We start from the raw sequence: 11,579 nt of genomic DNA on the forward strand, positions 1-11,579 counted from the left end.
GTCGGATGCGTCAGATTCGGCCGAGCGCCTTGTCGACGCCCTTGTTGGCCAGCATGTCGGCGCGTTCGTTGCCCGGGTCGCCCGAGTGGCCCTTAACCCAGCGCCATTCGATCTGGTGACCGCCCTCGGCCACCAGCTTGTCGAGCCGCTGCCAAAGCTCGACGTTCTTCACCGGCTGCTTGCTGGCCGTCATCCAGCCCTTGGCCTTCCAGCCGCGGATCCATTCGGTAATGCCCTTGCGCACATACTGACTGTCGAGGTACAGCAGCACCTTGCAGGGCCGCTTGAGCGCGGCCAGGCCCTCGATGACGGCGGTCAGCTCCATGCGGTTGTTGGTGGTGTTGAGTTCACCGCCGAACAGGTCTTTCTCGGTAGCGCCCGACTTGAGCCACGCACCCCAGCCCCCGGGGCCCGGGTTGCCTTTGCACGCGCCATCGGTGTAGATCACGACTTCATCATTCAAACTGGCTTTTCCTTCTGCTTTCGATTCGATCATTCATTCAATTCATTCGTTTTTCTTCAATTCTTGCCGGCCTCGTTGCGATGCACCTTGCCGGTGATCGGCACGGGCGCCGTCGCGCGGGCACCGGCGCGGCGCCAGTCGGCGCTCAGCAGGCGCATGCCGCGCACCCGCTTGACCGCGACCAGGAAGTACGCCGCGCCAAAGATCGGCCACCAGCGCTCGCCGGCCGCGTCCATCCAGCGCGAACGCTCCAGCCAGGCTTCGCTGCGCACGGAAGGCCGGTAGATGCCGAAACGGCCCGATTCCACCTCGAAGCTCAGCAGCCGCAACCAGTCGCGCATGCGCCAGTAGCCGATGAACTCCCCGCCTTCCGGCAGGAACAGGTCACCTATTCCGAGCTTGCGGTAGATGTGCGCACGGCGCTGCCGCATGCCCCAGAGGCTGGTCGGGTTCAGCCCGCAGATCACCACGCGGCCTTCCGGCACCAGCACCCGCTCGACCTCGCGCAGCGTGGCGTGCGGGTCGGGGCTCAGCTCCAGCGCATGCGGCATCACCACCAGGTCGAGGCTGTTGGCCGCGAACGGGAGTGCCGCAAAGTCGGTCAGCAGCGTCGCCTTGCCGGCGCGGGCCGGGTCGTCCAGCGCCAGCCAGCGATGCGGCATGCGGTTGGCGCGCAGGCCATCGACCTCGGCCGCGCCCAGTTGCAGCGCGTGATAGCCGAACACATCGGCCACCGCCTGGTCGAACTGGGCCTGCTCCCACGCCAGCAGGTAGCGGCCGGGGGGGGTCGCGAACCAATCCTGCAAACCTATAATTTGACCGCTCATGACCCTCGTTCCGCTGCCTGCCTTCGCTGACAACTACATCTGGATGCTGCACGACGGGTCCAACGCGATCGTGGTGGACCCGGGCGATGCCCAACCGGTGTTCGATGCGCTGACGCGCCACAAGCTGCAGCTGGCCGCGATTCTAGTCACGCACCATCACGCCGATCACACGGGCGGCGTGGCCGTGCTGCATGCCGCCACGGGCGCACCGGTGTGGGGTCCCGCACGCGAACGCATTCCCGAGCCTTTCACCCCGCTTTCGCAGGGCGACACCGCCGAGGTGCTCGGCCTGCGCTTCCAGGTCATCGACGTGCCGGGCCATACGGCCGGCCACATCGCCTACTTTCTGCCGGCAACTGCGGCGCAGGCACCGCTGCTGTTCTGCGGCGACACGCTGTTCTCCGGCGGCTGCGGGCGCCTGTTCGAAGGCACACCCGCGCAGATGCTGGCCTCGCTCGACGCGCTCTCGGCACTGCCGGGCGACACGCGCGTGTGCTGCGCCCACGAATACACACTTGCTAACCTGCGTTTCGCCCGTGCGGTGGAACCCGCCAACGACGATCTGACTCAGTACAACGCGCGCTGCGAAAGCCTGCGCGCGCAGGGGCAGCCCACGCTGCCGTCGCAACTGGCGACCGAACGCCAGATCAACCCCTTTCTTCGCAGCCGCGAAGCCACTGTCCTTCGAGCGGTGCGTGCCCATGCCGAGCTTTCCGCCGATGCCGGCGAAGCCGATGTATTTGCCGCGCTGCGCCAATGGAAAAACGACTTCCGATGAAACTTATCGCTGCCACCTGCCTTGCAGGTTCCCTGGTGCTCGCGGGCTGCGCGAGCACCGACAACAGCTCCACCCCCTCCTCCACCCAAGCCGGCGGCACCGGCGCCCGAGTCGCAGGCAGCGCGTCCCCGGTGTACCCCCGCGACGCCCTCTCACCCCTGTCCAGCGGCCGGGCCCAATCGCAGAGCGTGGTCTCGCTCGCGCCGCCGACCGACATGTGGGACCGCATCCGCCGCGGCTTCAAGATGCCCAACCTCGAGAGCGACCTGGTGCGTGACCGCGAGCAGTGGTATGCCAGCCGGCCCGACTACATCCAGCGCATGACCGAGCGCTCGAACAAGTACATGTTCCACATCGTCGAGGAACTCGAGCGGCGCAACATGCCGACCGAACTCGCGCTGCTGCCCTACATCGAGAGCGCATTCAACCCGCAGGCCGTGTCCAGCGCGCGCGCCGCGGGCATGTGGCAGTTCATGCCGGCCACCGGCAGCGACTTCGACCTGAAGCAGAACATCTTCCGCGACGACCGCCGCGACGTGCTCGCCTCGACCCGCGCCGCGCTCGACTACCTGCAAAAGCTCTACGGCATGTTCGGCGACTGGCAACTGGCCCTGGCCGCCTACAACTGGGGCGAAGGCAGCGTGAGCCGCGCCATCGCCAAGAACCAGCGCCTGGGCCTGCCCACCACCTACAGCGACCTGACGATGCCGGCCGAGACCCGGCTCTACGTGCCCAAGCTGCAGGCTGTGAAGAACATCGTTGCCAATCCGCAGGCGTTCAACACCGAACTTCCGCTGATCGCCAACCACCCCTACTTCCAGACCGTCTCGCTCACACGCGACCTCGACGTGGAACTGGCGGCCAAGCTGGCTGACGTGCGGCTCGACGACTTCCGCGCACTCAACCCGGCCGCGCACAAGCCGGTACTGATCGCGGCCGGCACGCCGCAGATCCTGCTGCCATGGGACAACGCGGCCGTGTTCCAGCGCAACTTCGACGCGTATGCGCAAGGCCAGTACGCGAGCTGGACGGCCTGGGTGGTGCCCACCACCATGACGGTTGCCGATGCGGCCCAGCGCTCGGGCATGAGCGAAGCCGACCTGCGCGCAATCAACAACGTGCCGCCGCGCATGCTGATCAAGACGGGCTCGACACTCATCGTGCCGCGCGGCGCCCGCGTGAAGGAAGACGTGGCCGCCGTGGTGGCCGACGAGGGCCACCTGAGCTTCCAGCCAGAGATCGTCAACCGCCGCACCACGGTGAAGGCCGGGCGCAACGACAGTGTGGCGAGCATCGCGCACCGCTACAACCTCAAGCCCACCAATGTCGCCGAGTGGAACGACGTGAAGCCCAATCACGCATTCAAGCGTGGCTACAGCGTGGTGGTGTATCTGCCGATCCGCGCGACGGTCGCGGCCCGTGCGGGTGCCGGTGTGTCGGTGGCTGCCCGCGGCGGCCACAACACCGCAGCGGCGCCCACCAAGCGCGCAGGCGCGGCCCCCGTCAAGGCCGTGGTAGCGCGGACACCGCGTGGCGGCAACGTCGTGAAGGTGCCTGCAAGCAACAAGCAGCAGGTCGTGCGCGAGAAGCGCGGCGGCACGCCGGCGAAGAAGAAGCACTGATGCGGAAAGCCCGCCAGGGCACGGCCCCGACGGGCGTTGACGTTCAGTGCTGCGGATGCGACGACTCCGCAGCCCATGCCCGACGACGCACCACGGCTTCCAGCGCCGCCACGGCGATCATCACCACCGTCGTGAGCGTGCCCACCACCAGCATCGACAGGTGCGGCGCGAAGATCGCCAGCACCGCGAGCAAGGCCAGCCCGTAGAGATGCGACTGCGGCAGGAAGCCGCGCACCACGCGCTTGAACAGCGCATTGCCGAACAGGTAGAGCGCAGGGCCGCCGAGCAAGGCCCCGAGGTACTTCCACTCCGCGTGATGCGAGCCTTCGGCGATCACCAGTTCGTCCGCCACGGCCGACACGATGATGCCCGCCACCAGGATCACATGCGTGTAGTGGAACTTGGCGCCCACGCCACCGGGGTCGCTCGAATGCTCGATGACATGCGTGGCCTCCTTGGCGCTGGTGTCGAAGTACATCCACCACATCGCCAGGCTGCCCGCGAAGCTCACGAGCAGCGCGAACAAGTCCATCGAATGCCATTCGGCGTGGTGCCCGAACGCGATGCCTGTGGCCAGCACCGATTCGCCCAGCGCCACGATCACGAACAACTGGCAGCGCTCGGCCAGATGGCCGCCGTCGATGGTCCAGTCGGCGGTCGACGAACGCCCCAGCCCCGGAAACCGCAGCCCAATCATCGGCGCGATGTACTCGCACAGCACGCCGCCGAACCAGAGCAGCAGGCGCGTCTGCCCTTCCGCAAAGCCGCCCGAGATCCAGAACACGGCGGCCACGCAGTTCCAGGCCAGCAGACGCCGGAAGTTGGGCGCCAGCGCGTGGTCGCGCCCCACCGCCATCAGCATGCAGAAGGTGCGTCCGACCTGGATACCCGCGAAGCACAGCGCGAACACCAGGCCACGTTCGGCAAAGGCACCGGGCAAGGCCGAGGCCATCACCAATGCCAGCAGCATCACCCCAAACAGCATGCCCCGGATGCGCAGCGAACCAGGGTTGAACCAGTTGGTAGCCCAGGCCGTGTACTGCCAGCCGAGCCAGACCGCGAACCACATCACCAGCGTCTGGAGCGCGCCCAGCAGCGTCAGATGGTCCAGCAGGTAGTGGGACAGTTGCGTGACTGAAAACGCATAGACCAGATCGAAGAAAAGCTCTTCGTTCAACACCCTGGCCGACTCGCCACGCGTGCGCAAGGTGCTCGCGTGCCCGTTCTTGTTGTGGTTCAAGATTCACCCCCGTAAGTCGTTGTTGCGCCCTTTCGCGCGGGCGCGATCATCGCACGGTGAGGACTCCGGGCCGATACGCTCAGGCGCTACAACTTCTCGGTTTCGCCGGTCTTGGGTTGCCACTTCATGAGGCGCTTTTCGATCAGGCCGACGATGCCATCGAGCACCAGTGCAAAGGCCGTGAGCACCACGATGCCGGCGAACACGGTGTTGACGTCGAAGGTGCCTTCGGCCTGCAGGATCAGATAGCCCACGCCGCGCGCCGAGCCCAGGTACTCGCCCACCACCGCACCGACGAAAGCCAGCCCGACGGAGGTGTGCAGGCTGGAGAACACCCAGCTCGTCGCGCTCGGCAAGTACACGGTGCGCAGCAGTTGCCGCTGGTTGGCGCCCAGCATCTTCGCGTTGGCCAGCACCACCGGGCTCACCTCGCGCACGCCCTGGTAGACGTTGAAGAACACGATGAAGAACACCAGTGTGACGGCCAGCGCCACCTTGCTCCAGATGCCCAGGCCGAACCACAGCGCGAAGATGGGCGCGAGGATCACGCGCGGCATCGAGTTCGCGGCCTTGATGTAGGGGTCGAGAATCATGCTCGCCGTGGGCGCCAGCGCCAGCCAGAGCCCGCAGGCCAACCCGAGCACGGTGCCGATGCCGAAGGCCAGCACCGTCTCGAGCAGCGTGGTGCCCAGGTGCAGGTAGATGTCGGCGTTGCCCTTCAACCCTTCGGGAAACAGCGCATTGGGTGGCACCTCGAACGGCAGGAACCAGCTCCAGATGCGGCCTGCCACCTGGATCGGCTCGCCGACGAAGAAGGCGAACTGCTGGTTGCGTGAAGCCAGGTGCCAGCCCACCAGAATCACCACCAGCAGCGCCAGTTGCCAGAAGCGCGCGTTGCGTTCGTTCAGGCGCGACATCACGCGGCCTTCTTCAGTTGCTGCGCGTAGCCCTTGAGCACTTCATCGCGCAGCACCTCCCAGATTTGCGTATGCAGTTCGACGAAGCGCGGCTGCGTGCGAACCTCGGCCACGTCGCGCGGGCGCGCGAGGTCGATGGCGAACTCACCGATCGGATGCGTCGCCGGGCCGGCCGACAGCACCACCACGCGGTCGCTCATCGCAATCGCTTCATCGAGGTCGTGCGTGATGAAGAGCACGGCCTTCTTCTTCGCGCTCCAGAGGTCCAGCACCTCGTTTTCCATCAGTTGGCGCGTCTGGATGTCGAGCGCGCTGAAGGGCTCGTCCATGAGGATGATGTCGGGGTCGAGCACCAGCGTCTGCGCCAATGCCACACGCTTGCGCATGCCGCCCGAGAGCTGATGCGGATAGCGGTCGCCGAAGCCCGTGAGCCCCACGCGCGACAGCCACGCCTCGGCCTGCTTGCGCGCTTCGGCATCGGGCACGCCGCGGTACTGCAGGCCCACCATCACGTTGTCGATGGCGCTGCGCCACGGCATCAACGCCTCGGTCTGGAACATGTAGCCGGCGCGTGCGTTGACCCCCGCGAGCGTCTTGCCGAAAACCTTGACCGTGCCCGACGAAGGTTCGAGCAGCCCGGCCCCCACGTTCAGCAGCGTCGACTTGCCGCAGCCCGTAGGGCCGACCACCGAGACGAACTCCCCCGCCCGGATGCGCAGCGTGGTGTCGGCCACGGCCGTATAGCGCTGGCCCGGGTCGTCCTTCGAGTGGAAGGTGCAACTGATGGAAAGGAGTTCGAGTGCGTAGTCGGACATGGCATAAAAAACCCGGCCTGAGCCGGGTCGCGGGACGTTCGCAGTCAGGCTTTGAACCTGTCTTTCGCGCGCCTTGCAAAATCGTTGGTGTAGGTCTTGGCGAGGTCGATCTTGTCGGCCTTCACGGAGGTGTCGAAGCTGGCGATGGCGGTGAGCGCCGTCTTGGGGCCGTCGGTCGGCACGAGGCCGTCGGTGGCGATGGATTCGCGCACCTTGTCGAAAGACGCAAGGTACAGCGCCCGGTCGCCGAGCAGGTAGGTCTCGGGCACGGTCTTGATGATGTCGCCGGGCCCCGCCGTCTGCAGCCACTTGAGCCCGTGCACGATGGCATTGGCCAGCGCCTGGCAGGTGTTGGGATTCTTCTGGATGAACTCGCTCGACGCATAGAGGCAGGCCGCGGGCATCGTGCCGCCGAACACCTGCTGCGTGCCCTTGAGCGTGCGCGTGTCGCTGATGATCTTCACGTCGCCCTTCTGCTCGAGCATCGTCATCACCGGGTCGGTGTTGCTGATGGCGTCGATCTGGCCCGAGCGCAATGCCGTGAGCGCACCGGCCGCCACGCCCACGCCGATGAAGCTCACGTCGCTGGCCTTGAGACCACCGCGCGAGAGCACGAGGTTCGCCACCATGTTGGTCGACGAGCCCGGTGCCGAGACACCGATCTTCTTGCCCTTGAGATCGGCAATGCCGGTGTAGCCCGCCATGTTCTTGGTCGACACGCCCACTGCGATCTGCGGTGCGCGGCCCTGGAGAACGAAGGCCTGGAAGAACTGGTTCTTGGCCTGCAGGTTGATGGTGTGTTCGTACGCGCCCGAGCACACATCGGCCGAGCCGCCGACCACGGCCTGCAGCGCGCGTGCGCCGCCGGCGAAGTCGGAGATTTCCACATCGAGACCTTCGGCCTTGAAGTAGCCGAGCTGTTCGGAGATGGTGAGCGGCAGGTAATAGAACGCCGCCTTGCCGCCGACCGCGATGGAGATCTTCGTCTTCTCCAGCTTCGCCTGCTGCGCAAAGACACGCGGCAAGGCGATCGTTGCGGCGGCAATGGCGGAAGCGGAAATGAGGGTACGGCGGTGAAGCATGAAACGGTGCCTGCGGGCTCTTTGATTCTTGTGAACTGAATCGAGCTTAGGGGCGCCCTCACGCGCCTGCATCGGGGTCATCCCGTGCGGGTTTTCACGTAAGCACGAAGGCCTCTCGCGGGCCTGCGACGCGCGTCTATCGCGCGAGGAAAAAGATCGCGATGTTGACGATGAACGCGAGGGCCCAGACCGCGCTGCGCGCAGCGGGAATGCCCTTGATGTAGAGGCCGAGATAGATCACGCGCAGCACCACATAAGCCACCGAGAGCATGTCGAGCCGCGCCTGCGCCACACCGAGTTGATGCGCGATGACCACCGCGCCGATGAAGAGCGGCAGGCCCTCGAAGCTGTTGGCCTGCGCGCTGTTGGCGCGTGCACGCCAGCCGCTTTGCTTTGCAGCCCAGTCGCGCGGATGCATGTTGTCACGCGGGCTGAAGCTGCCCGCCTTGGCGATCCATGCCGCAAGGTACGGCAGGCCGCAGGCGATGAACACGCACCAGTAGGCTACCGTGAGCAAAGAAAAAGTCATGTCGATTTGTCTCCGTTGCGCTGCGCGCGCGGCGCCCTCTTCAGGCCTCTAGCGGCGGTCTACCAATGCATGCGCGATGGTGCCGAGGTCCACGTATTCAAGCTCGCTGCCGGCTGGCACGCCACGCGCAAGACGCGTCACGTTGAGCCCGCGCTGCTTGAGCGTTTCACCGATCACATGCGCGGTGGCTTCGCCTTCCGCGGTGAAGTTGGTGGCGAGGATCACTTCGCTCACCGTGCCGTCGAGTGCGCGGTCGAAGAGCTTCTGCAGGCCGATGTCCTTGGGCCCGATGCCGTCGAGCGGACTGAGCTTGCCCATCAGCACGAAGTAGTAGCCGCGGAATGCGCCGGTGCGTTCGAGCGCGGCCTGGTCGGCGGGCGTCTCGACCACGCAGAGCTTGCTGCCGTCACGCCGCGAGTCCATGCAGACGCTGCAGATGCGCGCTTCGGTGAAGGTGTTGCAAAGCTCGCAATGCTGCACATTGCCGGCTGCCTGCTGCAATGCCCGCGCGAGCAACTGCGCGCCCTCGCGGTCGTGCTGCAGCAAATGAAACGCCATGCGCGAGGCCGACTTGATGCCGACGCCGGGCAGGCGTCGCAGCGCATCGACCAATGCGTCCAGCGAACTGGCGTCGGCCATCAGCCGCTTAGAACGGCAGCTTCATGCCGGGCGGAAGGCCCGGCATGCCAGCGGTGAGCTTGCCCATCTTCTGCTCGCTGGTTTCTTCCGCCTTGCGCACGGCGGCGTTGAAAGCGGCAGCCACGAGGTCTTCGAGCATGTCCTTGTCATCGGCCAGCAGGCTGGGGTCGATGGTGATGCGCTTGACGTCGTGCTTGCAGGTCATGACGACCTTGACCAGGCCGGCGCCGGATTCGCCCTCGACCTCGATGTGCGCCAGTTCTTCCTGGGCCTTCTTGAGGTTGTCCTGCATTGCCTGCGCCTGCTTCATGAGGCCGGCCAGTTGTCCTTTGTTGAACATCGTTGGTCCTGATTGGTTGGAAAGTGGTGGAAGGATAAGAGAGATGGCGGTCGCAGCGGAGTGCCACAAGGGCCGGCCCGGGATTGTTGCCGTGAACGGGTCAGGCCGGTTTCAGCGTTCCGGGCACGATCTTCGCATCGAAGTCGCGCATCAGCGCCTGCACTTCGGGGTCGCTGTGGATGGCCTCCTCGGCCACACGCTGGCGCTCGTCGGCCGCCTGCTTGTTGCGCCGCGCGGGGCTGTCGACCACGCCGCCGATCTCGATGACCAGCTTGACGTCATGGCCAAGCGCATTCAATGCGGCGGTCAGCTTTTCGCGGCTGGAAGGCTGGTTGAGCGTTTCGCGCTCGATGCGCAGCATCCACTGGTCGGTGTCGCGCGCCACCAGTTGCGACTGCAGGGCCAGCTCGCGGGCCAGGGCCGCGATGGCTTCCGAGGCGACCAGTTGAGTGACCGTGGCGAACCAGAAGTCACCGTCTTCACTGGTCGGAATGGGGGTGAAAGTGCCGCGCGACTCTTCGCCGCGAGGTGCATCGCGCGCACCGGGCGGCGGCTGCACGCGAATCGGGACGCCGACGACCTTGGCGGGGGCGTCCGTCGTGGTCTCCACACGAGGCGCAGCTTGCCGCAGGGGTTCGTCGACGACCGAGAGGCGATGCCCGGCCGGGACCGAAGCAGGTTGTTGCGCGACCGCTGGCGCCGGGACCGGGGGAGTCGGCGCTGGTGCGACCGGCGGTGATTCGGCTTCAGGGCGAGCTACGGGCGCAGGTGCCGGAACAGGGGCCGCGGTACGCGCCGGAGTGGCCGGCGCCGCGACCGCAGCTTCATTCAGAGTTTTTTTTTCCGGGGAAGCTGTTGAGGCAGCCGCGTTGGAGGGCTTGAAGGCCAACAGCCGCAGCAGAACCATGGTCAGCGCCGCGTATTCATCGGGCGCCAGGCCCAGCTCGCCACGGCCGTGCAGGCACAGGCTGTAGAGCAATTGCGTTTCGTCGGCCGGCATCAGCGATGCAAGGCGCGCGGTGTCTGCCGCGTCGGGGTCGGTCGCCGAATCTGCCGACTCCGCCCGCGAAGGCACGGCTTGCAGTACGGCCATGGCCTGCAGCACCGCCGTCATTTCTTCGAGCGTGGAAGCGGCGGACATGCCGTCACGGCGCAGCGCCTCGGAGGTGTCGACCACCGTCTTGCCGTCGCCCTGCGCGAGCGCCTCGATCAGCTTGAACACATGGCCGCGGTCGACGCTGCCGAGCATCTGGCGCACGCCGGTTTCGATCAGTTCGCCATTGCCGAAAGCGATGGCCTGGTCGGTGAGCGACAGCGCATCGCGCATCGAACCGCGCGCGGCCCGCGCCAGGAGGCGCAGCGCCTGCGGCTCGGCAGGTACCTGCTCGGTCTGCAGCACGCTGGTCAGGTGTTCGAGGATCGTCTCCGGCGCCATCGGCCGCAGATTGAACTGCAGGCAACGCGACAGCACCGTGACCGGGACCTTCTGCGGATCGGTGGTCGCGAGCACGAACTTGAGGTACTCGGGCGGCTCTTCGAGCGTCTTCAACATCGCGTTGAACGCGGTGTTGGTGAGCATGTGCACTTCGTCGATCATGAAGACCTTGAAGCGCCCCTGCACTGGCTTGTAGACGGCTTGTTCGAGCAGCGACTGCACTTCGTCGACGCCACGGTTCGAGGCCGCATCGAGCTCGGTGTAATCGACGAAGCGGCCCGAATCGATATCGCGGCAGGCCTGGCAGACACCGCACGGCGTGGCCGTGATGCCACCCTGCCCGTCCGGGCCTTGGCAGTTGAGCGACTTCGCCAGGATGCGCGACACCGTGGTCTTGCCGACACCCCGCGTGCCGGTGAAAAGATAGGCGTGATGCAGGCGCTGCGTGGTCAACGCGTTCTCGAGCGCCTGGACCACATGCCCCTGACCGACCATCTCACCGAAGGTTTTCGGACGGAACTTGCGAGCGAGCACGAGATAAGACATTGCGGGCATTCTAAAAGGCGCAGCGCCCCTCTCCCGCCCGACCCCGCAATCAAAAGAAGGCTGTCTTCTTCGTGAGACACCGGCAGGCCGGCTTTGTCCGGGCCACCGATGCCGCTCCCTCAGCAAGGGATTGGCGAAGCGACACGAAAGTGCGCGCGACCTGCGGGTTAGAATGCGGGCTGACGGGCCTCCCTGCATGGTGAAGTGGCCAACCGGGTCAGGTGGGGAACCAAGCAGCCCTAACTGCGTAGTCAGTGCCAGGGGTAAGGCTCGTCAACCTCTTCAGCAGCCTCGTTTCATTCCAATGCGAAATGAAACGGGGTTTGCAAAAACTCTCAGCGATAAA

Annotated in this window: 12 protein-coding genes and 1 other RNA gene; 3 read left to right on the forward strand and 10 right to left on the reverse strand. The window is 65.9% G+C overall.

Features of this window, described 5'->3' with window-relative positions:
- Nucleotides 1–10: 10 nt before the first annotated feature.
- Entirely contained in the window at nucleotides 11–496 is a 486-nt protein-coding gene (gene rnhA, locus ACSFB7_RS01735; protein WP_435466477.1) for a ribonuclease HI, read from the reverse strand.
- 23 nt (nucleotides 497–519) lie between these two features.
- Nucleotides 520–1,290, reverse strand: coding sequence for a class I SAM-dependent methyltransferase (locus tag ACSFB7_RS01740; protein WP_435466479.1), 771 nt, complete (start codon nucleotides 1,288–1,290; stop codon nucleotides 520–522).
- Between ACSFB7_RS01740 and gloB the strand changes: the two genes are divergently transcribed.
- Entirely contained in the window at nucleotides 1,289–2,068 is a 780-nt protein-coding gene (gloB, locus tag ACSFB7_RS01745) for a hydroxyacylglutathione hydrolase (RefSeq protein ID WP_435466481.1), read from the forward strand. The two genes, ACSFB7_RS01740 and gloB, sit on opposite strands and share 2 nt — an antisense overlap.
- Nucleotides 2,065–3,690, forward strand: a complete 1,626-nt coding sequence (locus tag ACSFB7_RS01750; protein WP_435466483.1) for a transglycosylase SLT domain-containing protein — start codon at nucleotides 2,065–2,067, stop codon at nucleotides 3,688–3,690. Before gloB ends, ACSFB7_RS01750 begins: the two co-directional genes overlap by 4 nt.
- Nucleotides 3,691–3,733: 43 nt before the next feature.
- Here ACSFB7_RS01750 and ACSFB7_RS01755 read toward each other — a convergent pair whose 3' ends face one another.
- The 8 genes from ACSFB7_RS01755 to dnaX form a co-directional block, all read right to left on the reverse strand.
- The gene (locus tag ACSFB7_RS01755; RefSeq protein WP_435466485.1) at nucleotides 3,734–4,930 is read right to left on the reverse strand and encodes a low temperature requirement protein A; all 1,197 of its coding nucleotides are present in this window, start codon (nucleotides 4,928–4,930) and stop codon (nucleotides 3,734–3,736) included.
- Nucleotides 4,931–5,016: 86 nt separating this feature from the next.
- Nucleotides 5,017–5,847 (reverse strand): ABC transporter permease, encoded by an 831-nt coding sequence (locus tag ACSFB7_RS01760; RefSeq protein WP_435466487.1) that lies wholly within the window; start codon nucleotides 5,845–5,847, stop codon nucleotides 5,017–5,019.
- A complete protein-coding gene (locus ACSFB7_RS01765) occupies nucleotides 5,847–6,662 on the reverse strand; it encodes an ABC transporter ATP-binding protein (protein ID WP_435466489.1) in 816 nt (271 codons plus the stop codon). The genes ACSFB7_RS01760 and ACSFB7_RS01765 overlap by 1 nt, the downstream gene beginning before the upstream one ends.
- A 44-nt stretch (nucleotides 6,663–6,706) precedes the next feature.
- Complete coding sequence (locus tag ACSFB7_RS01770; protein WP_435466491.1) at nucleotides 6,707–7,744, reverse strand: ABC transporter substrate-binding protein; 1,038 nt, start codon at nucleotides 7,742–7,744, stop codon at nucleotides 6,707–6,709.
- A gap of 136 nt (nucleotides 7,745–7,880) precedes the next feature.
- Complete coding sequence (locus tag ACSFB7_RS01775; RefSeq protein ID WP_435466493.1) at nucleotides 7,881–8,273, reverse strand: MAPEG family protein; 393 nt, start codon at nucleotides 8,271–8,273, stop codon at nucleotides 7,881–7,883.
- A gap of 48 nt (nucleotides 8,274–8,321) precedes the next feature.
- Nucleotides 8,322–8,912, reverse strand: coding sequence for a recombination mediator RecR (gene recR, locus ACSFB7_RS01780; RefSeq protein WP_187109678.1), 591 nt, complete (start codon nucleotides 8,910–8,912; stop codon nucleotides 8,322–8,324).
- Nucleotides 8,913–8,919: 7 nt separating this feature from the next.
- Nucleotides 8,920–9,252 (reverse strand): YbaB/EbfC family nucleoid-associated protein, encoded by a 333-nt coding sequence (locus ACSFB7_RS01785; protein ID WP_007836669.1) that lies wholly within the window; start codon nucleotides 9,250–9,252, stop codon nucleotides 8,920–8,922.
- A gap of 100 nt (nucleotides 9,253–9,352) precedes the next feature.
- Nucleotides 9,353–11,233 carry a DNA polymerase III subunit gamma/tau gene (gene dnaX, locus ACSFB7_RS01790; protein WP_435466494.1) on the reverse strand — a complete coding sequence of 627 codons (1,881 nt, stop codon included), beginning with the start codon at nucleotides 11,231–11,233 and terminating at the stop codon, nucleotides 9,353–9,355.
- Nucleotides 11,234–11,414: 181 nt separating this feature from the next.
- Between dnaX and ffs the strand changes: the two genes are divergently transcribed.
- Nucleotides 11,415–11,511: signal recognition particle sRNA small type (gene ffs, locus ACSFB7_RS01795), an RNA gene on the forward strand.
- Nucleotides 11,512–11,579: the final 68 nt, after the last annotated feature.

It is taken from the genome of Variovorax raffinosi (genome assembly GCF_051216615.1).
Taxonomy (GTDB): Bacteria; Pseudomonadota; Gammaproteobacteria; order Burkholderiales; family Burkholderiaceae_C; genus Variovorax.